This window comes from Mycolicibacterium brumae (genome assembly GCF_025215495.1).
Taxonomy (GTDB): domain Bacteria; phylum Actinomycetota; class Actinomycetes; order Mycobacteriales; family Mycobacteriaceae; genus Mycobacterium; species Mycobacterium brumae.
Window position 1 is genome coordinate 1,848,306 of sequence record NZ_CP104302.1, and the last position, 23,352, is coordinate 1,871,657.

Consider the following 23,352-nt stretch of genomic DNA (forward strand, 5'->3'; position numbering starts at 1 on the left):
CTGTCGCCTCCCCGGACGGCGAGACAGCCAGTCAACCGTGGCCGTAGTCTCAACGCTGTGGGCAGTCCGGGTGGTCAACCCCTCGTCGACGAGAGCCCTGCTCCCGTCGCGAAGGCTTTCCTGAAGTCCATCGAGTACGGAGGCGAGTATTCGATCGGTTGTATAGGCGGCTCCGCCATAAGGCCATTCTGTGGTAGGCGCAGGCAACATCGCTACACAATCCATGGCTCGGCGACCCTCAGAACTCGCATCTGATCGTCAGGGCGATGATCTCCGGCGCGTTGGGTTGACAAAATTTTGTCATATAACAAAGCTGGCAAACGTCGTGACCACGAACGTGGAGGCGCGGACTAATGACCACGATCAGCGAACATATCCACGCCGTAGACGCGGCAATCTGCGGGAACATCGATTCGCTCTCCGAGCAGCGAGATCTTCTGTCCCAGAACGTTCTTGCCCAGCTGCGCAACCTCATCGAAGGTGTCGCGATGCTGCTTCAATCCGGTAGCCCCGATGACGAGTTCCTCTACGCAGCGGTGGATTCTGCGCTCGCATTTGTCAGGTCGAAGGGGAATTTCAACTTCCTCGGAAAGTTTCACAAACTCACCCAAATTAGTACTTCGCACTACACCGTGGATGGCGATGCTTCCGAGCGGCTAATGCTGAAGTACTACGAGTATCTTCATCGCATCCGCAGCCTGGTCAGCGAGAACTGTAGTACTGACATACTCGCCAACTTGGAGTCCTTCCCGATCGATCTGGACCCCTCCCTGCGGGAGTATCACGAGAAGATCGCCGCAGCGATCGAGGACGTTCGGTCGAAGCCGCTAGACACGCGACCCGGCGTGCGCTACTACATCCATCGTACGAAGCCGTTCTTCGTGGACGGGCGCATCTTCTACGAGGTGACCTTCTTCAAGGCGGTTAACAAGGTCAGCAAGTTTGACCGTGTAATCGCCTTCGCCGATATCGATTTGACCGACAAGTACTCGGCTTGGTTGACGTTGGAGAGCGCGTCAATCACCGTGCTGCATCAGGAGATGCCGATCACCATCATCCGTGACTGGCAGGTTTCAATCCGCCCGTGCGAGTTTGACAACTTCGCGCGCCTGTTTGACATCGATACCAAGGTTCGAACGAACGGACCCGAATACCGCTACCTCATGAAGGGGCTTACCAGCGGACGAGGCTCATTGCTCGACTTGATGGACATGTCGGATGCAAAGTTCGCCGCGGCCAAGGAAGCGGCCACCGTGAGCGTCAGCAAGCCGCAAATCTTCCCGGCGCTTGACGAGGCACGGCGGATCATTCGGAGCAAGTCGCCAGGGCACAACCTAATTCGCTACCTCATGCTGAGGATGCACAATCAGATTCTGAAACCGCAGTACAACTGGGAGGGCTGCCAGCGACTGTCGGGGCTGAACCTGCAGTGGGGCTGCATCCCATTCGACGACATGCCGTTCTGTACATCACCGATTGCGCACAATCCTCGCTACTGGGACCTTGCAGAGTGTCTTGATGCGACGGGGCGAAATCATGAACTGCTCGCACGACGGGTTAAGAACAACGTCGAACACCGAGCTGTCCTGTACACGCCCGTTGCTGAGTTAGAAGATCTCGGCGACGTTGGTGATCTGATGCGTACCTATAACCAACGGCTCTACTACAAGCACCGGGATGTCCGTGGACTGGAGCTGGATAAGGGACACGTCTTCATTCGGAAGTACGAAGACGACACTGTTGCCATCGTGAAGAAGCTTCAGGAGTTCGCTTCGTCGGGTATCGAGGGCTATAGCGATGCTGTCCAGCGTTGGCTTGACCACACGCCGCGGTTAATCGATGACGAGGCCAAGAAGGATGCTTTGAGGCGGCTCTTCATTCAGGCGAGGGTTGCCCTTGTCTACGGCGCTGCGGGTACCGGTAAGTCGACGATGGTCGACCACATCGCGAACTACTTTAACGACAAGACGAAACTGTTTCTGGCGCATACCAATCCGGCGGTTGACAACCTCAAGCGGAGGGTCACCGCTCAAGACTCGACGTTCCGGACGATCCGCAGTCAGACGTACCAAGGTGGCTCAGAATATGATCTGCTGGTCATCGATGAGTGCAGCACGGTCAGTAACGCCGATCTGATTAGCGTATTGGAGAATGTGACCGCGAAGCTGGTTGTCCTTGTTGGTGACGTCTACCAGATCGAGGCGATTGAGTTTGGGAACTGGTTCAGCATCATCCGCTCCTTCATTCCGAGCGCGTCGGTCTTCGAACTTACGACGCCGTTTCGGACCAAGAACCCTGCGCTCCTCGGATTCTGGCAGAAGGTTCGTGACATCGACAACGACATTGCAGAGGTCATCGCACGCAACGGTTACTCGTCCGTACTCGACAAGACCCTGTTCGAGGCTCAGGGTGATGACGAGATCATCCTGTGCTTGAACTACGACGGCCTCTACGGCATCAACAACATCAACCGCTTTCTGCAAAGCAGCAACCCTGGCAGGGCCGTCCGGTGGGGGATTGCCACCTACAAGGTCGGTGATCCGGTGCTGTTCAATGAAACCGACCGCTTCAGGCCGGTGATCTACAACAACCTCAAGGGTCGAATCGCCGCAATTGAGCAGTTCGAGGACAGTGTGCAGTTCGATGTCGTACTCGACCGCGCCGTCTCGGAATTCGACGTTGATGGTGTGGAGCTGCAGTGGGTTGCTGATAGTACGGTGCGCTTCTCGGTCTATGACTACGACGTAAGCGATGACGACGATGACACGACGAACACGACGGTGCCATTCCAGGTCGCTTATGCTGTGTCAATCCACAAAGCACAGGGTCTCGAATACGACTCCGTCAAGGTCGTGATAACCGACGCCAACGAGGATGCCATCACCCACAACATCTTCTACACGGCCGTCACACGGGCACGCGAAAGCTTGCGCATCTTCTGGACACCAGAGACGCAGCAGGCGGTCCTTCGTGGGTTGAATCGAGATGTCAACACGAAAGATGTTGTGCTTCTCTCGCGCCGTCGCGGCCTCACCCCAGTGCGTGCTACCCGGTGATGCCGGGCGACCTAGACGTCTTCGACGATGAAACGTGCTCGCTCGTACAGCTCGTCGAAGGTGATGATCTCGACTTCGTGTATTGAGTTGCGGTAGAGCTCGAAGGCCGAGGTCTTCTCCGGATTCGGGTTACCGTCGACTGCGAGCTGTTCGAGGTTGCCGAGGACCACTACTTGCTTCGGTCGGATTGAGGACACCTGAATATCCGTTGGTGTCCCGTCATCTTCGTAAAGTCGGTGGATGTCCGTATTAATTTGGCGAATCGCCTTTGCTGCTGTTTTTTGAACCTGTGCGACCGCCCCGTTCAATTCGCGAGATGTCTGATACACATCTGGCTTTCTATACGCTTCCTTTTCGAGTAGTGGGGCGGCCGGCGTCTTAATTTCACCAAACACGAGACTGCTGATAAAACCTTTCGATCTCATCACAGCGTCGCTCCGCTTGCCGGCGCCGGTGAAGATGTTGGCTCCGGTAGTTATCTTCTCTAGTTTCTCGCCGTCGAGTGTTTCACATGCAATCAGAGATAGCCCGTAACCGAATATCCATTGGTTGTTTTCAAAGAAATTCTGCCAGACACCTTCGTCGCCGGGCGGCTGCTTGCCCGGTTTCTGCAATTCGCGTCGTCGCTGCTCGAAGAAATTCGGGTCCGTCAACAGCGATTTGAAGGTTGCCAGCTGCTTCTTGCGATTCGAGATGATGCCGATATCTCGCTCCGTGAGCGACTCGCCGACTGCCGCTTGCACCGCATCGAGGACGACCTGTCGGTCCTGGTTCTGGAGCAGCTGGGCGAGCAACGCGCTGTCACCTGTGACGACGCGAAACACCGAGTCAGGCAGCGAAATCCCTATGAACGACTGTATGAAGTCGATCAGCTTCCAGAAGTTGTCATGGCAGGAGTCGGTATCGACGGTCGCCTTGATGACAGTTGTAGTCGCGTCTGCATCGACTGTGTGGTCAGCCGTCTGCTTGCCGAACTTGGTCTTGTCCTTCTTCCAGAGGCGGATTCGTGGCGAGAAGCCGTTGTCCTTTTTGATCAGTGTGATCTGGCAGAGCGTGCTGACTCGGGGACGGTCCTCCAGCACGAAGTCGGTGATAAGCGTGTTCCGGTTCGTGTCGAAAAAATAGTGAAAACCACCGGCCTGCCCACTGTCGCGAATCTCCAGCGCGGTGAAGTCATCTCTCTCCATATTGAATTCGCTGCCCTGTGCAAATGCTGCCATTGAAACCTCCTGCCTTAATTATACCTTTAATTCGTGAAGATTCGATGGGGATCGTCCTCGGTCCGCAGCGGTAAGGTCATTGTTCGAGCGGAGTTCGAACAGTCTACGGTGATGGCGCGTGTTAGAATTGTGACAAGCTTGCAGGATATATCTGAGGCGCGTAATAGCCAGAGGAAACGATGCCGGGGGAACACATGAAATTCCACAGTCTGTTTATCGGCATTGACCGATACGGCGATCCCAGAATCAATTGGCTGAGCGGTGCTGTGCGCGATGCCAGCGCATTACACGCGCTGTTCGCCGACACAATTCCCGGCTCGTCGCATGTGCTGCTCACCGATGCCGATGCGACCGCCCACGGAATCAGGTCGGCATTGGAGGCCCTGGCAACAGACGCCGGGCCGGATGACGTTGTGTTCATCTTCTACGCTGGCCACGGTTCGGACACCCACGAGATCGTCTGCTACGACACTGACGTCGCAGATCTAGCAGCGACGTCGCTGCCGCTAGACGAACTTGCCGACATCCTTTCCCGGATCAACGGTAAGACGGTTCTATGCGGGCTGGACTGCTGCTTCTCAGGCGGTCTTGGGAGTCGTGTGTTTGCAACAGGTCTCACGTCGCGCGGAGTAACGCGTACGACAGCAACCGACATTCTGTCCCGCTTCATCGGAACCGGCCGGCTTGTGTTGACGGCCTCCGCCGACGATGAGGAAGCATTGGAATCCGCGCTGCATGGTCACGGACTCTTCACCTACCGGTTGTTGGAGGCGCTTCAGGGAGTCGACGACGTATGCGACGGCGATCAGATCGATGTATTGAAGGTAGTCGGCTACGTCACCAAGCGCGTGCTTGCTGATGCGGCCCAGATGTGGCGAGTCCAGACGCCGACGCTTCGAGGGCAGGTCGATGGAACACTGCTTTGGCCGACGTTTACTGCGGGGTCGCAGTACGGTGCTATCTTCCCGGATCGGGTTCGTCAGCCCGCGACGGGTGACCCTGCATCCCTTGTTGATTACGGACTTCCAAACGAGGTGCTTGACGTTTGGTCCAGCAGTATCAGCCAACTCAACGATCTGCAATTGCGCGCAATCAACGACCACGGTGTGCTCGACGGTAAGAACCTGGTGGTGACTGCTCCTACATCTTCAGGCAAGACAATGATCGGTGAGCTAGCCGCGATCAAAGCGGCTGCGACGCGTGGCCGCACGGTGTTTCTGCTGCCGATGAAGGCGTTGGTTAACGACAAGTACGAGCAATTCACCCGCGTCTATGGACCTCTGGGGATCAAGACCCTCAGGGCAACGGGTGACTACAGCGATCAGGTCTCTGAATTCCAGCGTGGCCAGTACGATTTCGCACTTCTGACCTACGAGAAGCTGACGCACCTCGCGCTCGCTAACCCGCATATCCTTGATTCGGTCTCTGTTGTTGTTATCGACGAGGCGCAGACGCTGACAGATCGAAGTCGGGGCTCCAACTTGGAATTCCTCATGACATTGCTCAACAATCGGCGTGGTCTGGTTGGCTCACCTCAGATCATCACCTTGTCTGCCGTGGTAGGAGATCTAGGCGGCCTCGACCGGTGGATTGGCGGTGACCACCTGCATTCCACGGCGCGGCCGGTTGAGTTGCGGGAGGGCGTGATTGGGCGGTCCGGTGCCCTGCAGTTTGTGGCCGCGGACGGTTCGGAGGGCAGCATCGCAACCTTCATTCAGCCGCTCCATCACGAGGGCAGCCGAAGCATCGTTATTCCCTTGGTAAAGCGCCTCGTCGACGAAGGGAAGAAGGTCATCGTCTTCCGCGAAACCAAGGGCGAAGTTGCAAGGTGCGCGGTGTACTTGTCCACCGCACTTGGACTGCCTACTGCAACGTCGGTGTTAGAGGCGATGAGCAGCGGCGAAGTATCCGCCAGCACCGAGACATTGCGACGCACGTTGTCCCAGGGGGTTGCGCTGCACACTGCGGATCTCGATCGGACGGAGAGACAGGCTATCGAGACTGCTTTTCGAGACCCAGATTCTGGCCTGAACGTCATTGTGGGCACCACCACGCTCGCGATGGGTGTCAACACACCTGCTGAAGCTGTCGTGATTGTTGGTCTCACACATCCCGGCCCCACACCGACCCCGTACACCGTTGCCGAGTACAAGAACATGGTGGGCCGAGCTGGGCGGCTTGGATTCTCCACGAACGGAGAGTCCTACCTGATTCCGAATGACACACTAGGCACAGCGAACGCATGGCGGAACTACGTCCATGGCGACTTGGAGCCGTTGCGCTCTCAGTTGGTGCCAGATGGTGATCCCCGCACCTTAATGCTCCGAGTTGTTGCCCAATTCCATGGTGAGAGTGGTCAATCGGTCACCGAGGATGACGTCATTGACTTCCTGGATTCGAGCCTTGCTGCGCAGCAAGCGCGAGAAGGTGGAGATCAGCAATGGACCCGCGACCAGCTGGGGTACGGCTTTGATCAGCTCGTCAACGCGCGATTGCTTGAAGCGGATGCTGACGGGTACCGGCTAACGTCGCTCGGTCGCTTCGCTGGTGAGTCGGGAGTTCATGTTGACTCGATCATCCGGCTCTCCGCCGCGCTAAACGGGATAGATATCGCCGGACTGAAGAGCACAACGATCATCGCAGCGGCTCAGCTCACCGTCGAAGTTGATGGGATGTACATGCCAGTCAACGGCCGTAGAAATAGTCCAGAGCCACAGATCTGGACGAACGTACTTGTGCAACAGCAGGTCGACAGACTGCCGCTGCGAGCCCTCCACCAAACCGCACCCGACACAGCGGCGATCTCGCGCCGCACTAAGAAAGCGGCAGCGGCGATTTTCTTTATCAACGGCATCGAGATGTCTGTTTTGGAAAGGAATTTAAACCAGCATGTGTGGAACCGACCCGCGATGGCTGGGGTCGTTCGCACGGTTGCAGATCGGACGCGTGACCTACTGCCTGCAGTTGGCGCCGTCTTGGCCGAGCTCTATCCGGACGATGCCAGCGAGGTTCGGGCTCTAGTAGGTAGGACGATCACCCGTCTTGAGTTTGGCATCCCACCAGACTTGATTGACATAGCGCAACTGGATCTCGGCCACAATCGACAACAGTTACTCGCGCTGAAGAATGCGGGACTAACTGATCTGCAAGAGGTCGTAGACGCAGACCTCGAAACCTTGAGCAAGGTTGTCGGCGGCGCGAAGGCCGCGGAGACTCTGCAGGCTTCATGCCGTGCAGCGATCGAACAACGGGCCACAACTGGGATCGACCTAGCGCCACCTATGGAGTAGGTGGAGGCAATCCAAATGGGGACGTCGTCAAAGGGATGTCGATTGTCGAGTTGACAGGGAGGACAAGTGTACGAGCACTCTGCTCTACTCGACGATCTAGGCGATGTTATTCCAGATAGCATTGATGCGTTGCTCGACGCCTAGTTTGAACGGTTGGGCTGGTTCGAATTGATGACGTGTCGCAGCTTCCAGCGCAAAAAGGCTCCAGCAAGAAACTTGTGTGTGTCCCTCGGCGCGTCTGGGCGACGCACTGAAGATTTTGATCAAACGCTTGCGCACTTCAGTGCGACGCTTCCGATATCCGCAAGGCCGAGGCGAACGCTGACAAGTGTTCCGGGGGAGCCTGAGTGCGTCGATGACGGATTGATGTTCCTTCACGGCATCAATCAGAATCCTCGTAACCTTGCTTCGTGCATCCTCGTCGAGGTCCTCGAATCGGACCGGTGGGCGGCCTTGCGCGGGGCCAAGGTTGTAATCCATCAATCTGCTCCCGAGCTCTTCTGTGAGGAGGGGTTTTTATCATCGCCGCGCGATGTAGTGTTGAGTAACGGATTGCAGAATCTTGCTCGGCACCGGATCGTGGCCTCAGTGGGCCTTGCCCCCGTGTAGTGGACACGGGATTTGTGGTTACGCCGCTTCTGGCAGCGTAGCGGTTTCGCGGACGCGTTCGTAGGTGGCGGGACTGGAATAAGCGCAGCGGGAGTGCCGTCGCCTCAGGTTGTAGCGGACCAGCCAGCGGAACACTTCACGGCGGCAGCTGGCGGCGTCGAGCCACTGGCTGCGGTCCTGCAGGATTTCGCGTTTGAGGGAGGCGTTGAACGATTCGGCGAGCGCGTTATCAGCACTTGACCCCACCCCACCCATAGACTGGACGACGCGCAGATCTGCGCAGAGTGCCGCGAAATCCTGTGAGGTGTACTGACTTCCGTGATCTGAATGAAACACAGCACCCGCCAGTGATCCACGCAGCGCCTCGGCGGCTTTGAGGGCATCTTCGACCAGTTCGGTGCGCATATGATCGGCGATCGCCCACCCCGCCACCCGCCCGGAGAAGCAGTCGATCACCGTCGCCAGATACAGATTCGCACCGGTCGCCAACGGCAGGTAGGTGATGTCGCCGACATACTTCTCGTTGGCCGCCGCGGCGGTGAAATCCCGGCCCAGCAGATCCGGGACCTTCCGCGTGGCCGGATCAGCCACCGTGGTCTTGACCCGTCGTCGACGGCGGTAACCGGCGATGCCGGCATCGCGCATCACCCGGGCCACCCGTTTGTGGTTGACCCGCTCCTGCTCGGGGGCACCGTCGTTGAGTTCAGCGGTGATCCGCGGCGCCCCGTAGGTGTTGTCCTCGTCGTGGACGGTGCGGATCCGCGCGGCCAGCGCCTGGTCAGCAGCAGCACGGGCGGCGCGCCCGTCAGCGCCGGCCAGCCAGGCGTAGAACGAGGAACGCGCGATCTCCACGACCGCGCACAGCCACTTCACCGGGTAGGTGTCGGAGTGGTCGGCGACGAACTGAAAGCGGCTCACCAGTTCGTCTCCCCGGCGAAATATTTGGCCGCCGACCGCAGAATGTCGCGCTCGGTCGACAGCCGAGCCTCGGTGGCGCGTAACGCCTTGTTCTCAGCCCGCAGCCGGGCCAACTCCTGCTCCGGGGTCTCTGCGCCCGCCACCGGCCCATCGGCCGCACTGGGGTTGCGATGCCTGATCGGCACTCCCGCGGCCTTGCACCAGGCTGAGAGCGTCACCCCACTGATGCCGAGCTCCTCGGCGATCTGGGTAATCGTGGCGCCCTCGGTATCTCGGTACAGCGCCACCGCATCCCGCTTGAACTCGTCCGGGTAATTCTTCCTTGCCATCGGTGTCGATCATCTCGCTTTCCCCGCCAATCTTGCGGGATTCAGCGTGTCCAACACACGGGGTCAGGGCCCAGTAGTAACGCGGCACGGTTTTAACGTCAATCGCTAATAAATACGAAGGCGACCTCGTACTGCGCGCCCACCGTGGAACCGTGCGCCGGCTGCTGAGGCGACGCAGCGCACCCGGGGCCGTGCGATCGCAGCATGGGCCGCGGAATGTCGAACCGTCATCTTCATTGCGGAACTGGCGAGTCCCCGTTTCTGAGTCCACCCGGTTCTTGAGTCGGGTTGGTGTGATCCAGATTCAGTTGATGCTGCAGGCCACCGGGGTGTGGCTACATCTGCAGACGGCAGCGTACTCGGCTGGAGTCTGGTAGCCCAGGGCCGAGTGGCGGTGTCGGTGGTTGTGTTCCTCCTTGAAGTCGCCGATGACCACGCGGGCCTCGAGAACGGTGTTCCAGTGGTTGCGGTTGAGGCACTCCTTGCGTAGTCGGTTGTTGAAGGATTCGATGTGTCCGTTGTTCCATGGCGTTCCTGGCGGGATGTAGGACATCCCCACTCTGCGATCGCAGAACTGTTGCAGCGCTTGGGAAATGAATTCGGGCCCATTGTCCATGCGCAGCACCGTCGGCGGGCCGCCGGCCGCGGCGAAGACCTTCTTGAGTTCGTCGACCAGACGGTCGGCGGTGATCGACCGCTCCACGATGTTCAGCAGCGACACCCGCGTATGTTCGTCGACCATCGACGCGATCTTGATGGCCTTGCCGTCGATGGTGGAGTCGAATTGGAAATCGATCGCCCACACCACGTTCGGAGCGTCAGCCTCGACTGGCGGGATCGAGGACACCCCGGCCCGCTTGCGCGGACTGCGGATCTTGACCTGCAGGCCCTCTTCGCGCCACAGGCGGTGGATCTTCTTCTTGTTGACCTCACGGCGCTCGTCGTAGCGCAGCGTCGCCCAGGCACGCCGGAACCCGTGGCAGGGGTGTTTGGTGGCGTAGGAGCGCAACCAGGCCCGGATCTCGAGGTCCGGATCGGCGGGGGTCTCGGCTTGAGACAGACGGCGGCAGGTGGAGCGGGCCAGCCCAACGGCTTTGCACGCCAACCGTTCCGACATGCCCATCGTAGTGGTGAGCATGTCGACGGCGCGGCGCTTGGCAGCTGGGCTCAGAATTTTCCCTTGGCGACCTCCCGCAACGCGTCTTTGACCAGTTCAGCCTCGGCCAGCAGCCGCTTGAGGCGGGCGTTCTGCTCGCGCAACTCCTTGAGCTCCCTGGCCGCGTCGGTGTCCATCCCGCCGTAACTGCGGCGCCAGTTGTACAACGTCGCCGGCGACACCTCCAGCTCGGCCGCGATCTCCTCGCCGGTCTTGCCCTCCGCGGTCAGCTCATCCGCACGGCGCAATTTGCGCACGATGTCCTCCGCGGAATGCCGCTTCCGACCAGCCATACGTCCATCGTCCCTTCTCGCCCGACATCGGGCCACAGGACTCTAGAACTTGCTGGACTCATTCAGCGGGAACACGCCAGAACTGCCACATGCGGTGAGACCAGACAGCATTATTGACCGATGTAATCCCTTGTAGGGCAGGTAATCCCGGCGCTACTGGTAACCCTCCGTATTCAATCCCGCCGTATTCCTCCTGATGTGCAGCCCTTCATCGGTCGAGATACCGCCGCGGCGGCGTCGACTGCCCGGACGACTATGGCGTGTGATCAACTGTCGCGTCGGCGCACGGTTCTGATGCAGGTTTGTTTGCTGAAGAGCGCGAGCGGCGTGTTATGGCAATGCTCCGGTTGGTGGGCGAGCGGAACCGTTGTTGGTGGGCCGTTTTGGCTAGGCTTATCCACCTAGCCTCCGGAGGTGTCGAGTTTGTGGTCGGCGTCGCGGTAGCTCGGGCGTGAGCGCGACTGTTTGCGGTAGGTAGCTGGGCTGCAGCCGAACCACCGGTGACAGGATCGGGTCAGCGCACTCTGTTCGGCATAACCGAGTTCGCGGGTCAGATGGCTCAGACTGATCCCGGTGGTGTGCAGGTAGCGTTCAGCGGCATCTTTGCGAACTTGGTCGACGAGCATCGTGAAGGTCGCCCCTTCGTCAGCAAGCCTGCGCTGCAACGTTTTCGGATGCAGGTTGAACTGGGCGGCGATCACCTCCATCGTGGTCGCACCGGTCGGAAGAAGTTGTCGGATGACTGTGCGAACGGACTGCGCAAGGCTGCTTTCGTGTGCGGTAAGGGTGTTGAGGTACTCGACTATCGCTCGGTGTGCGATGTCGTCACGATGCAGCGGGCGACCGAGATCCGAGGTCCGGATCGTGAAACCTGCTTTCCGCTCGGCGAAATGGGCCGTGCAGCCGAAGTAGGCGCGGTAGTCCGCCGCCGGCCCGAGGGGGTCGTGTGGAAAGTGCACCGACACCGCCGACCAGTCCGATCCCATCAGGAACCGCAGCACGCGCAACGACACCCCGAGCGATAGTTCTGTGCTCTGCGGTGCTGGCGGCGTGTGCTCGAGAAGGAACTCAAACACAACGAAGGATCGTTGAGGATCGTCGAGGGGTTCGACGTGAATACCGATCGCCGGGCTGTACGCGGCCATGTAGGTGCCGAAGATTTCTAACGCGTCGGCGACGGTGGCGGCGGTTCGGGCGGCCACCCCCACGGGGCCGAGGACCTCGATACCCTGCAGAGCAGCCAGTCGTCGACCGAAATCCGTTGTGGCAGTGGCGGTAGCTGCGGACTCGATCGCGTGCAGGACACCGCGAAACGGGAGGAACGCATCGTAGTCGCCCACATCGGCGGCTCGGATGCCCGCCGCGCGCAGCAGACGGGCCGGATCACCACCCAGCTGTGTCACCAAGCGTCGATAGTTCACCAGGGCGGTGCCACGGACCACAGACATGACCGGGACTGTCGCACAGTCATCATCCGAATGTCCCGAGATGATAAAAAATCGTCCTCTAAAGGCAAGACCGGGGCGTGGCTGGCACCCGATAGTTGACGTCGACAGTTACACCGACATTACCGCCCCGGGCACGCCGGGGGCCCACTCCCGAAGGACCCTGCGATGACGCTTACCGTCGAACCCACAACCGCCACAACTGGTTCGGGGGCAGTGCTGCCATTGGTCGCCTTGCCCCAGACCGAGCTGCTGACCATCAACGAGAAAACGATCCCGCTGATCACTGACTCGCTCAGCGAGGGTGTCCACGTCAAGCCGCTGCGGCTGGACCTGGAGGCCGGCTGCTGGGTGGTTCTGGCCACCTTCAGTCCCGGGGCCACGGTTCCGCTGCACTACCACACCGGTGTGGCCGAGGTGTACACCATGTCGGGCAGCTGGCACTACCTGGAATACCCGGACCAGCCGCAGACCGCCGGCTCCTACATGTACGAACCGGCCGGCTCGGTGCACACCTTCGTCTGCCCGGAAACCAACACCGAGGACACCACGCTGTTCATCCGCGTGGAGGGCGCCAACATCAACTTCACCGAGGACGGGCAGTTCCACTCGATCCTCGACACCACGATGATCCGCCACCTGGTCACCCAGCTCGCCCAAGCCCGCGGCCTGGGGGCGATCAACTACCTCACCGGCGGTGCCGCCGGCTTCACCGCATCGAAACCGTAAGGGGCACCATCTCATGTCTGCATATCGAGTAGCAATCACCGGCGGCGCCCGCGGCATCGGCCGCGCGACCGCAGAGGCGTGTCTCCGGGCCGGAATGTCGGTCGTGATCGGCGATGTCGACGGAGCGGCATGTTCGGCCGTCGCCACCGAACTCGGTGGGGGAACGGTCGGGCTCGCACTGGACGTGCGCGACCCGGCCGGCTTCGAGGCATTCCTCACCGAAGCCGAACAGCAGGCTGGCCCACTGGATGTTCTGGTCAACAACGCCGGCGTCGCGCCGATCGGCAGGTATGTCGACGAGAACCCGCGGGATACGCAGCGGCTGATCGATATCAACATCGGCGGCGTGCTCACCGGCACCCGGCTAGCCTTAGAGCGGTTCGGCCCCCGCGGCCACGGGCACATCGTGAACCTGGCATCCTCGGCCGGACAGATCGCCACCGCCGGTGGCGCTACCTACGCGGCGACCAAGCACGCCGTCGTCGGGTTCACCCGGGCGATCCGCGCCGAGACCCGCGGCACCGGCATCCGTACCACGATCGTGATGCCCGGCCTGATCCGCACCGACATGATCGCCGGATTCGACAAGCCGCGTGGCACCAGGATTGTCGGACCGCAGGCCGTGGCCGACGCCATCGTCGCGGCGCTGCACACCGGCCGCGAGGAGGTATTCGTGCCCCGCGAACTCGGGCCGATCGCCCGGCTGATCGCCGGCACACCCCCTGGCATCGCCGATCGGCTGAAAAAAGCCCTCCAGGCCGATTCGGTGATGATCCACGCCGATATGGGCGCTCGCGCTGCCTACACCCAACGGGTGGAAGAAGTGAAAGACATTGTGCAATGACCACTTTCGAGACACGGCGACTCTCGGTCAACGGGGTCACCTCGCCGGTGCTGATCGGAGGCACCGGCAACCCAGGCGAGGCGGTGGTGTTCGTTCACGGTAATCCCGACACCGGCAGCGACTGGGAACCGCTGATGACCCACGTCGCCGAGTTCGCCACCGTCGCCGCCCCCGACCTGCCCGGTTTCGGCGGCGCCGACCTGCGCGCCGACCAGGACTACACACTGGCGGGATACGCCGCGCACTTGGGTGGTCTGATCGACCAGCTCGGCATCAGACGGGTCCACCTGGTGGCTCATGACTTCGGCGGCCCGATCGCGATGACCTGGGCCGCCGGCCACACCGACCGGGTCGCCAGCGTAACCCTAATCAACACCGGCGTGCTCCTGGGCTACCGCTGGCACCGGCTCGCGAGAATCTGGCGCACACCGGTCCTGGGCGAACTGTTCATGCGTCTCACCAATGATGCGGCGATACGGTTCGTGCTGCGCCACGACAACCCCGGCCTACCCGAGCACTGGGTCGATCAGATCGCTCGCCACGCCCTACCGAGCGGTACCAAACGGGCGGTGCTGCGGCTATACCGATCGACCCGCCAACGCCACATGGATGTGCTGGTGGAACCTCTGCGTGCAGCCGACCTGGACGCGCTCGTGGTCTTCGGCGACGCTGATGTGTACATCCCTGCCGTTCAGGCCGCGCGGCAACGCGGTCCGTTCCCGCGCGTGCACATCGAAATGCTGCCCGGCATCGGGCACTGGTCCTGGCTCGAGCAACCCGACCAGGTCGCCAAACTGGTTGTTCCGTTCCTGCGTGAACGGGTCGGCACCGACATTCAACACCCAACCACGACAAGGAGATTCACATGAGCACCACACTGGACACCACCCCCGAGCAGTTCGCCGCCCTGGGCGCCCGACCGGCCGACGCACCGGTACTGATGGTCAACCTGCTGCAATTCAAATCCGAAGGCGGCCGCGAGCGCTACGAGCAGTACGGGCAAGAGGTCGCCCCGCACCTGGAGCGCGTCGGCGCCACCATCCGCTACGCCGGCACCGCACCGGCGGTCATCATCGGCGACGGGCAGCGGCCCTGGTGGGACGCCATCCTGATCGTCGAATACCCCACACCGGGCGCCTTCATTGACATGGTCACCACCGCCGAGTACGCCCAGGTGCACGAGCACCGCGCCGCCGCCCTCAACCGGGGCGACCTCATCGCGACATCGGCCTGGACGCTCGCTGACTGAACCTGCCATCCGGCGGAGATGCTAATGCCGCCGGGCCGCCGTCACGAATACCGAAGATTTCACTCGACGGTCAATAAACTCTACCGCCGCGGAGTGCATTCTGATCTTGCGCTGCTGAGGCCTTCCGAATACGCCCCGGAGGCAGCTCAGTAGCGTGTAGGGAAATGTACATCGCGTACAGCTGCGTCACGAATGAGAGGTATCTGCCATGGCCGACGAAATGCCTTATGCCAGAACTCATCTGCCGATTCCGAGCCCCTCGAGGACGGGTCTGATCACCTACGATGCGAAGGATCCGGATACCTCGTCCCCGCCGATCACGCCGCTGCGTCCGCCCAAGGGGGCCCCGAATGTGCTCCTGATTCTGCTCGATGATGTGGGCTTTGGTGCCTCGAGCGCGTTCGGTGGGCCGTGCCAGACCCCGGTCGCGGAACGGCTGGCGGCCGGCGGGCTGAAATACAACCGGTTTCACACCACCGCCCTGTGCTCGCCGACCCGCCAGGCCCTGTTGACCGGACGTAACCACCACTCCGCCGGCATGGGCGGCATCACCGAAATCGCCACCGGCGCCCCGGGATACAGCTCGATCCTGCCCAACACCATGTCGCCGCTGGCGCGCACGCTCAAGCTCAACGGCTACAGCACCGCACAGTTCGGCAAATGCCATGAAGTGCCGGTGTGGGAAACCAGCGCAGTCGGCCCATTCGACGCCTGGCCCACCGGCGGGGGCGGTTTCGAATACTTCTACGGCTTCATCGGCGGCGAGGCCAACCAGTGGTACCCGACCCTATATGAGGGCACCACCCCGGTCGAGGTGGATCGGACACCCGACCAGGGCTACCACTTCATGGCCGATATGACCGACAAGGCCATCGCCTGGATCGGGCAGCAGAAGGCGCTCGCCGCCGACAAGCCGTTCTTCACCTACTTCGCTCCCGGCGCCACCCACGCGCCGCACCATGTGCCCACCGAATGGGCCGACAAGTACGCAGGCAAGTTCGACGACGGCTGGGATCGGTTACGGGAGGAGACATTTGCCCGGCAGATCCAGCTGGGAGTGATCCCGCCGGACGCCCAGCTCACCGCGCGGCACACCGAGATCCCGGCGTGGGACGACATGCCCGAGGAACTCAAACCCGTGCTGCGCCGCCAGATGGAGGTCTACGCCGGCTTCCTCGAATACACCGACCACCACGTCGGCCGGCTCATCGAAGCCATCGACCGGCTCGGTGTCCTCGACGACACCCTGGTCTACTACATCATCGGCGACAACGGCGCCTCGGCCGAAGGCACCCTCAACGGCACGTTCAACGAGATGCTGAACTTTAACGGGATGGCGGCCATCGAAACACCGGAGTTCCTAATGGCCCGGCTCGACCAGCTCGGCGGCCCGCAGTCCTACAACCACTACGCCGTCGGCTGGGCGCACGCCATGGACACCCCCTATCAGTGGACCAAACAGGTCGCCTCGCACTGGGGCGGCACCCGCAACGGCACCATCGTGCACTGGCCCGCGAACATCCGCAGCCGAGGCGAGATGCGGTGGCAGTTCCATCACGTCATCGATGTCGCGCCCACGATTCTGGAAGCCGCCGGGCTACCCGAACCGCTGTTCGTCAACGGTGTGCAACAGCACCCCATCGAGGGCGTCAGCATGCTCTACTCGTTCAACGAGGCGCAGGCCCGGGACCGGCATGAGACGCAGTACTTCGAGATGTTCGGCAACCGCGGCATCTACCACAAAGGCTGGACCGCGGTGACCCGCCACAAGACGCCGTGGCTGCTCATCGGCGAACAAACCCCCGCCTTCGACGACGACGTGTGGGAGCTCTACGACACCACCCAAGACTGGACCCAGGCCAAAGACCTGTCCAAACAGATGCCAGACAAGCTGCACGAACTGCAGCGGCTGTGGCTGATCGAGGCGACGCGCTACAACGTGCTGCCGATGGACGACGACCTCGCCAAGCGAATGAACCCCGATGCCGCAGGGCGGCCGGTGCTCGTCAGGGGCAACACCCAGCTTCTCTTCGGCGGCATGGGGCGACTGTCGGAGAACTGTGTCGTGAACATCAAGAACAAGTCCCATGCCGTGACCGCCGAGATCGAGGTACCCGAGACCGGCGCCGAAGGCGTGATCATCGCCCAAGGCGCCAACATCGGCGGCTGGAGCCTGTACGCCAAGGACGGCAAGCTCAAATACTGCTACAACCTCGGCGGCGTACAGCACTTCTACGTCGAGGCCACCGACCCGTTGCCCGCGGGCGCTCACCAGGTGCGCATGGAGTTCGCCTACGCCGGCGGCGGACTCGGTAAAGGCGGCACGGTGACCCTCTACACCGACGGCACCAAGGTCGGCGAAGGCGAAGTCGGTGCCACCCTGGCGATGATCTTCTCCGCCGACGACGGCTGCGATGTCGGCGAGGACACCGGCGCACCGGTTTCGCAGGACTATGGCCCGCGCGGCAACGCCTTCACCGGCCGCGTCAAGGGGATCCAGATCGCGATCGCCGACGCCGCCCAATCCGAAGACCACAAGGTGTCGCCGGAGGAAGCGATTCGGATCGCCATGGCGCGCCAGTAAGCACACACAGGCTGCACGCGGCACTTACGTCAAGTGAAGTGACACTTGTTAAGTCGGGGCTTCTGGTAGCACCTGTGTAACTATCTGGTAGCAGTGGCGCGGGTATCTGGTAGCGGTGGTGAGGATCGCTTTCATCCGTGGCCGCAGGGGTCGCGGCGATTGAGAGGGATCCCGCGGATGACGGATTACCGGTATGTGATGGGCTTGCTGGTTCAGGGTTTGGCCTATAGGCAGATTGAGTCGATGGCGGGGTGTTCGCATCGGGCGATCGCCCGGGCGCGGCGGGTCCTCGACGACGAGCAGCTCAGCACCACCGAGCAGGTCGCGGCGTTGTCGGCTGAGGATCTGGATCGTCTGTTTGCCGATGGCCGCAGGAACGTGGCCGGTGAGTTCGTGCCGGTCGATATCGACAGGGTCCTCACGGCGCGGTTGGGGCGTAAGAAGCCGCCGCTGAAGGTGCTGTGGAGCCAGTACGTGAAGTCCGAGGCGCTCCCGGGCGCCCGGTTTTACGGGTATGAGCGGTTCTGCCAGATCGTCACCGAGCATGTGCGGGTCAACGATTTGACGTTGCCGATCGCCCACGTGCCGGGCCATACGATGCAGGTCGATTGGGCGGGCACGCATATGACGGTGACCGATCCGATCACCCGGGCGCAGGCGCCGGTGTCGGTGTTCGTGGCGACGTTGCCGTTCTCGGGCATGGTGTTCGCCCACGGCTACCTCGATGAGAAACAGCCCGCCTGGTGCGACGGGCATCGGCGGGCGTTTGAGCACTTCGGCGGGGTCACTGCGGTGATCGTCTGAGGATAACGCGTCGACGGCGTCGAACCAGATCAGCCGCGCCGACCGGGCCCGAGACGTCAACGCCTCGTATGCGGACTTCCTGGCCCATTACCGGGCCGCGGCGGTCCCGGCACGCTCAAATCGGCCCCGCGACAAAGGCAACGTCGAAGCCGGGGTGAAGGTCATCACTAACTGGGTGATCCACTATCTGGCCGATCGGGTGTTCGCCTGCCTTGATGACCTCAACGACGCGGTCGCCGCCGCAGTCGATCAGATCAACGACCGGACACCGTTTCGCGGCCAGCCGCGGTCTCGGCGCGACTGGTTCGACGACCATGAGCGCGGTGAGCTGATGGCGTTGCCGGCGCAGCGGTGGGAGCCGGTGTGCTGGCGCAAGGCGAAGGTGCACCGGGACTGGCATATCCAGCTCGACACCATCAAGTATTCGGTGCCTTACCGGTTCGCCGGCCGCGGTGTGGACGTGCGGATCATCGGCGCGGCGATCGAGGTGCTCGCCGACGGCCAGATCATCGCCGCCCATCAGCAGGGTCGGCACCGCAACGGCTATGTCAGCGACCCCGAGCACGCGCCGCCGCACTATGAGTCGGTGGCCGGGTTGTGGACCCGCGGCTATTTCCTGCGTCAGGCCGGCAAGGTCGGCCCGGCCACGGTGGCTGCGCTGACGCGGTTGCTCGACGGCAAGGCGATTGAGGCTCAGGGCTACCGCGGGTGCATGAACATCCTGGACCTGGGCAAACGCGCCAGCGGGAACCGCCTCCTGCTGGAGGCGGCGTGCCGGGAACTTCTCGCCGAGGACCCGAACCGGCCGATCACCTACACCGCGGTCAAACACCGCATCAGCGCGCTGCGCGCCGCCGGCGGCGCGCGCCCCACCAGCGGCGGCGGTGGCGGTGGCGGTGGCGGTGGCGGGCGCCCGGCTATGCCCGCATCCGGCACGAGCCGCGCCGCAACGACTGCCCGTGACACCAGCCGCGCGCACCTGGCAGGCGCTGAGGCCTTCAGCCTCGACGCGCTCACCGGCGGTGATCACCGCGCCGCCGAGGACGGCGGCCACGACGCCTCGGCAGGAGCACGGCGATGACCGACCAGCACCTCAGCATCGACGACATGGCGTTGTTCACCAAACTGCGGATGACCGCGTTCGGCGAAGCCGTCATCGAGATCGCCAACGACCCGGCCTGCGACCAGTGGAGCTTCTCCCAAAAGATCCGGCATGCCTTGGAGCAGGAGACCACCGCCCGCACCGAGCGGCGTGTGCTCAAACTGCTCAAAGCCTCCCGCACACCGAACCCGGCCGCCTGTGTCGAAGACATCCACTACCTCGATGGCCGAAACCTCAACCGCGACTTGATCGAACGCCTCGCCGCATGCCGGTGGATCGACCGCACCCACAACCTGGTCATCCTCGGCAAATCCAGCGTCGGCAAATCCTATCTGGCCCAAGCACTGGTCAACGCCGCCTGCCGCCGCGACTACACCGCCAGATACTTCCGTCTCGATGACCTGGCCAACCAGCTCGCGGTCTACCAACGCCACGACACCGCGCGACTGACGTTCCTCACCGGCGTGCACACCTGCGAACTGCTCGTCCTCGACGACTTCCTGACCACCCCCGTCACCAGTGAAACCGCCGCCGAGCTGCTCAACTGTCGGCGGCCATGAAAAACTGCCCACTGGCGGCCATGAGAGTGCCCGGTAGCGGTCATTAAGTTCTGCCCGTCGGCGGTCACGGAAGTGCCCGTTGGTGGCCATGAATCTGCCCGGATGTGTTTGGTGCTGTTCCGGCGCGTCAGCGTTGGGGCGGCCTCTCCTGTGGTTTCGATGTCGGTGCCTAGTCGATGTCGAGAACCCCAGGAGAGACCTACGTGAAGTCTGACGGAGAAATCATGGAAATTCTGAATGCCTATGACCTGACGGGGTCGTATCGGGCGGCCGCGGATCTGTGCGGGTGTTCGCATCACACGGTGAAGAAGGCGGTCGAAGACCGCGCCGCGGGGTTGCCTGCGGCGGGTAGGCGGGCCCGGCTGATCGATGATCAGCGCCAGTTGCTGGAGGGCTGGGTGCAGGATTCTCGCGGCAAGATCCGCGGGGACAAGGCGCATGAGAAGCTCGTCGCCTTGGGGTACGAGGGTTCCCAGCGCACAACCCGGCGTGCGCTTGCGGAAGTGAAAGCCCAATGGCGGTTGGGGAATTCGCGTGTTCACCGGCCGTGGATCACTGAGCCGGGACTGTGGTTGCAGTATGACTTCGGCGACGGCCCGGTCGTTGACGGCCGCAAAGTCGTGCTGCTGGTGGCGTGGCTGGCGTGGAGCCGTTTCCGGGTGGTGATCGCGTTGCGGGACCGCACCGCCGCGAGTGTGTTCGCCGGCCTGGATCGGGTCTTCCGCATGATCGGCGGCGCCCCGACCTATGTCCTGACTGATAACGAGAAGACGGTGACGACCGGGCATGTCGCCGGGGTCCCGGTCCGCAACCGCGGCGCGGTCACGTTCGGCCGCTACTACGGCGTGTCGGTGCAGACGTGCCAGCCGGCGGACCCGGCGACCAAGGGCGGGGTGGAAAACGCCGTCAAGCTCGCCAAGGACGACATCGTGCCGAAGGAGACGAATCTGTTGGGGGCTTACGAGTCGTTCGCGGCGGTGCAGGCGGCGTGCGCGCAGTTCACCGAGACGGTCAACGCCCGCACCCATCGCGGCACGGGGCGGCGGCCGGCCGACATGCTGGCCGAGGAGGCCCGGGTGCTGCATGCGATCCCGGAGTTGCCGCACACCGCCGCACTCGGGGTGACGCGCCGGGTGCCGGACAACACCGCGATGGTCAGCTTCGAACGCGGCCAGTACTCGGTGCCGGACAGTCTTGTGGGACAAACGGTTTGGGTGCGGCATCACCCGGGAACCGATGAGGTGATCGTGTGCGCCCTCGACGACGGCGGCCCGGTGGAGGTGGCCCGGCACCGTCGCACCGGCCCGGGCAACCCGGCCGTCGATCCGGCGCACTTCCCGCACCACGCCGACAAGACTCCCGGGGACTACCGGGTGCGCCCCCGCAACGCCGCCGAGACGGCGTTCCTCGCGTTGGGCCCCGGGGCCCGGGTGTGGCTCACCGAAGCCGCCGCTGTGGGAACCGAGCGGATCCGGCAGAAGATGGCCCACGCCGTCGAGCTGGCGGCGTTGACCGGCCGCGCTGACGTGGACTGGGCCCTCGGGCACGCCGCGGTGCACGGCCGCTTCGCCACCGGTGACCTCGACGCCATCCCGGCCGCCAAAGACACCGACCCCACCCGGCGACGCAGCAGCGAGCACACCTCGCTGGCCCAAGGCACCGGCGGCTGGGACCTCTTCGGCAAAACCATCATCGCTGACGGGGCCGAGCAGTGACCGCCGCCGGCGGCGGCGCCGCTGTGGGACTGCCCGGCGAGGTGGAGACGTTGATGCGGACCCTGCGGCTGCCACACGCCCGCGCCATCGCCGCCGACGTGCTGGCCACCGCCCGCGCCCAACGCTGGGACCCCGCCGAGGTCGTCAAAGCCCTGCTGACCGAGGAGAGCGCCGGACGGGCCCGCTCCATGCTCGCCACCCGCCGCAAAGCCGCTGGCTTTCCCACCGGCAAAACCTTCGACGCGTGGGACCCCGCGGCGTCCTCGATCCCACTGCCCACCCAACACGCGCTGCAAACCCTGGAATGGGTCAGCCGGCGGGAGAACGTGGTCGTCTGCGGGCCCGCCGGGACCGGCAAGACGTTCTTCCTCGAAGCGTTGGGCCAGAAGGTCATTGAAGCCGGAATGCCGGTGGCGTGGTTCACCCTCGAACAGATCGGGGTCCTGGTGCGCGCGCACCGCGCCGACGACTCCCTGGGCAAAGCCATCGCCAAGATCGTGCGCGCGGAGCTCATCGTGATCGACGACGTCGGACTGCTGCCGGTCGGCGCCGACGCCGCCGAAGGGCTCTACCGCATCATCGAAGCCGCCTACGAACGCAAATCAGTGGCGGTCTCCTCCAACCTGCACCCCAGCGGCTTCGACGAACTCATGCCCAAAACCCTGGCCACCGCCACCGTCGACCGGCTCCTGCACCACGCGCACCTGTGCCAAACCAGCGGCGACTCCGTGCGCCTGGCCCAAGCCCTGCAAGGGAAAGGAGTCAAACCCCTGAACTAGAACCCCGCCGGTGGCGGCCACACCCCCATGGGCAGATTCATGGCCGCCACCGGGCAGTTCCTAATGACCACCCACGGGCAGTACACCTGTCCGCCCACGGGCAGTTTCAGATGACCGTTGACACTCAACATCCTCGCTGCCCGAGAAGGCCGCGGATCCACCGTCGTCACCAGCCAATTCGACCCCGAAGACTGGTACCGATCCCTACACGACGCCGTCATCGCCGAATCGATCCTCAACCGCATCGTCTCCACCGCAGAACTGGTCCAACTCGACGGACCCAACATGCGCCGACACGGCCACGAGACCGAGACCGAGACCGAGACCGAGACCGAGACCGAGACCGAGACCGAGACCGAGTAGACAACGCGGGCGTGGGGACCGCTACCCCATCCCCGCGCCCGCGCTACCACTTCGCCACACACCCGCTACCGAAAGCTCCGGCTAAACAACACTCACCTCGGAACGGTCATCTCATCTGAGCTGACACACCGCACGTCGGCTGCGTCAGCTCAGATGAGAACGGACACGTCGGTCACCGGCACGAATACCCGCTCGCGTCAAAGTTCAGTTGCGAAGCTAAGGGCTCGGGGACCGGAATGGGTTCTTTGCCGAGTGCGGTGCGCGTCCGCTGAGTTCCCGGTGCTCCCGCCGCTCGCTTCAATTGGTC

General features: G+C 62.7%; 17 protein-coding genes. 13 read left to right on the forward strand and 4 right to left on the reverse strand.

Annotated features, from left to right (window positions below):
- The first annotated feature begins 353 nt into the window (after positions 1–353).
- Positions 354–3,056, forward strand: a complete 2,703-nt coding sequence (locus L2Z93_RS09015; protein ID WP_029372493.1) for an ATP-dependent DNA helicase — start codon at positions 354–356, stop codon at positions 3,054–3,056.
- Between the two features lie 11 nt (positions 3,057–3,067).
- Here L2Z93_RS09015 and L2Z93_RS09020 read toward each other — a convergent pair whose 3' ends face one another.
- Entirely contained in the window at positions 3,068–4,276 is a 1,209-nt protein-coding gene (locus tag L2Z93_RS09020) for a Shedu immune nuclease family protein (protein ID WP_073683706.1), read from the reverse strand.
- A gap of 194 nt (positions 4,277–4,470) precedes the next feature.
- On the opposite strand from L2Z93_RS09020, the gene L2Z93_RS09025 reads away from it, so the two are divergent.
- Positions 4,471–7,566, forward strand: a complete 3,096-nt coding sequence (locus tag L2Z93_RS09025) for a DEAD/DEAH box helicase (RefSeq protein WP_073917084.1) — start codon at positions 4,471–4,473, stop codon at positions 7,564–7,566.
- A gap of 627 nt (positions 7,567–8,193) precedes the next feature.
- Here L2Z93_RS09025 and L2Z93_RS09030 read toward each other — a convergent pair.
- From L2Z93_RS09030 to L2Z93_RS09040, 3 genes are all read right to left on the reverse strand, one after another.
- Positions 8,194–9,422, reverse strand: a protein-coding gene (locus tag L2Z93_RS09030; RefSeq protein WP_087139964.1) for an IS3 family transposase whose coding sequence is annotated in 2 segments (ribosomal slippage) — positions 8,194–9,110 and positions 9,110–9,422 — 1,230 coding nt in all. Because the reading frame shifts where the segments join, the coding sequence is not laid out codon by codon here.
- A gap of 304 nt (positions 9,423–9,726) precedes the next feature.
- Positions 9,727–10,871, reverse strand: a protein-coding gene (locus L2Z93_RS09035) for an IS3 family transposase (protein ID WP_090589008.1) whose coding sequence is annotated in 2 segments (ribosomal slippage) — positions 9,727–10,604 and positions 10,604–10,871 — 1,146 coding nt in all. Because the reading frame shifts where the segments join, the coding sequence is not laid out codon by codon here.
- A 401-nt stretch (positions 10,872–11,272) separates the two neighbouring features.
- On the reverse strand, positions 11,273–12,319 hold the full coding sequence (locus L2Z93_RS09040; protein ID WP_067997186.1) for an AraC family transcriptional regulator: 1,047 nt from the start codon (positions 12,317–12,319) through the stop codon (positions 11,273–11,275).
- Positions 12,320–12,484: 165 nt separating this feature from the next.
- Between L2Z93_RS09040 and L2Z93_RS09045 the strand changes: the two genes are divergently transcribed.
- The 11 genes from L2Z93_RS09045 (at position 12,485) to L2Z93_RS09095 (ending at position 23,045) form a co-directional block, all read left to right on the forward strand.
- Positions 12,485–13,045 carry a 2,4'-dihydroxyacetophenone dioxygenase family protein gene (locus tag L2Z93_RS09045; protein WP_067997189.1) on the forward strand — a complete coding sequence of 187 codons (561 nt, stop codon included), beginning with the start codon at positions 12,485–12,487 and terminating at the stop codon, positions 13,043–13,045.
- Positions 13,046–13,058: 13 nt separating this feature from the next.
- Positions 13,059–13,889, forward strand: coding sequence for an SDR family NAD(P)-dependent oxidoreductase (locus tag L2Z93_RS09050; RefSeq protein WP_067997191.1), 831 nt, complete (start codon positions 13,059–13,061; stop codon positions 13,887–13,889).
- On the forward strand, positions 13,886–14,758 hold the full coding sequence (locus L2Z93_RS09055; protein WP_067997194.1) for an alpha/beta fold hydrolase: 873 nt from the start codon (positions 13,886–13,888) through the stop codon (positions 14,756–14,758). The genes L2Z93_RS09050 and L2Z93_RS09055 overlap by 4 nt, the downstream gene beginning before the upstream one ends.
- Positions 14,755–15,138: a DUF1330 domain-containing protein gene (locus L2Z93_RS09060; RefSeq protein ID WP_067997197.1), complete on the forward strand. Its 384-nt coding sequence runs from the start codon at positions 14,755–14,757 to the stop codon at positions 15,136–15,138. Before L2Z93_RS09055 ends, L2Z93_RS09060 begins: the two co-directional genes overlap by 4 nt.
- A gap of 220 nt (positions 15,139–15,358) precedes the next feature.
- Entirely contained in the window at positions 15,359–17,722 is a 2,364-nt protein-coding gene (locus tag L2Z93_RS09065) for an arylsulfatase (RefSeq protein WP_082902430.1), read from the forward strand.
- Between the two features lie 177 nt (positions 17,723–17,899).
- The gene (locus L2Z93_RS09070; protein ID WP_090589007.1) at positions 17,900–18,526 is read left to right on the forward strand and encodes a hypothetical protein; all 627 of its coding nucleotides are present in this window, start codon (positions 17,900–17,902) and stop codon (positions 18,524–18,526) included.
- 154 nt (positions 18,527–18,680) lie between these two features.
- Complete coding sequence (locus L2Z93_RS09075; RefSeq protein ID WP_234812025.1) at positions 18,681–19,607, forward strand: Mu transposase domain-containing protein; 927 nt, start codon at positions 18,681–18,683, stop codon at positions 19,605–19,607.
- The gene (locus tag L2Z93_RS09080; RefSeq protein WP_090591666.1) at positions 19,604–20,188 is read left to right on the forward strand and encodes an ATP-binding protein; all 585 of its coding nucleotides are present in this window, start codon (positions 19,604–19,606) and stop codon (positions 20,186–20,188) included. The genes L2Z93_RS09075 and L2Z93_RS09080 overlap by 4 nt, the downstream gene beginning before the upstream one ends.
- Before the next feature lie 203 nt (positions 20,189–20,391).
- Positions 20,392–21,903: an IS21 family transposase gene (istA, locus tag L2Z93_RS09085; RefSeq protein WP_090591663.1), complete on the forward strand. Its 1,512-nt coding sequence runs from the start codon at positions 20,392–20,394 to the stop codon at positions 21,901–21,903.
- A 53-nt stretch (positions 21,904–21,956) separates the two neighbouring features.
- Positions 21,957–22,682 (forward strand): IS21-like element helper ATPase IstB, encoded by a 726-nt coding sequence (gene istB, locus L2Z93_RS09090; RefSeq protein WP_090591671.1) that lies wholly within the window; start codon positions 21,957–21,959, stop codon positions 22,680–22,682.
- A gap of 117 nt (positions 22,683–22,799) precedes the next feature.
- Complete coding sequence (locus L2Z93_RS09095; protein ID WP_234786213.1) at positions 22,800–23,045, forward strand: ATP-binding protein; 246 nt, start codon at positions 22,800–22,802, stop codon at positions 23,043–23,045.
- Positions 23,046–23,352 lie beyond the last annotated feature (307 nt).

Excerpts from the sequence above, each read along its gene's own strand:
- L2Z93_RS09040 (WP_067997186.1), bottom strand. The coding sequence starts at position 12,319 with ATGTCTGTGGTCCGTGGCACCGCCCTGGTGAACTATCGACGCTTGGTG.
- L2Z93_RS09070 (WP_090589007.1), top strand. The coding sequence starts at position 17,900 with ATGACGGATTACCGGTATGTGATGGGCTTGCTGGTTCAGGGTTTGGCC.
- L2Z93_RS09055 (WP_067997194.1), top strand. The coding sequence starts at position 13,886 with ATGACCACTTTCGAGACACGGCGACTCTCGGTCAACGGGGTCACCTCG.
- istB (WP_090591671.1), top strand. The coding sequence starts at position 21,957 with ATGCGGACCCTGCGGCTGCCACACGCCCGCGCCATCGCCGCCGACGTG.
- L2Z93_RS09065 (WP_082902430.1), top strand. The coding sequence starts at position 15,359 with ATGCCTTATGCCAGAACTCATCTGCCGATTCCGAGCCCCTCGAGGACG.
- L2Z93_RS09020 (WP_073683706.1), bottom strand. The coding sequence starts at position 4,276 with ATGGCAGCATTTGCACAGGGCAGCGAATTCAATATGGAGAGAGATGAC.
- L2Z93_RS09015 (WP_029372493.1), top strand. The coding sequence starts at position 354 with ATGACCACGATCAGCGAACATATCCACGCCGTAGACGCGGCAATCTGC.
- L2Z93_RS09080 (WP_090591666.1), top strand. The coding sequence starts at position 19,604 with ATGACCGACCAGCACCTCAGCATCGACGACATGGCGTTGTTCACCAAA.
- L2Z93_RS09050 (WP_067997191.1), top strand. The coding sequence starts at position 13,059 with ATGTCTGCATATCGAGTAGCAATCACCGGCGGCGCCCGCGGCATCGGC.
- L2Z93_RS09045 (WP_067997189.1), top strand. The coding sequence starts at position 12,485 with ATGACGCTTACCGTCGAACCCACAACCGCCACAACTGGTTCGGGGGCA.
- L2Z93_RS09060 (WP_067997197.1), top strand. The coding sequence starts at position 14,755 with ATGAGCACCACACTGGACACCACCCCCGAGCAGTTCGCCGCCCTGGGC.
- L2Z93_RS09025 (WP_073917084.1), top strand. The coding sequence starts at position 4,471 with ATGAAATTCCACAGTCTGTTTATCGGCATTGACCGATACGGCGATCCC.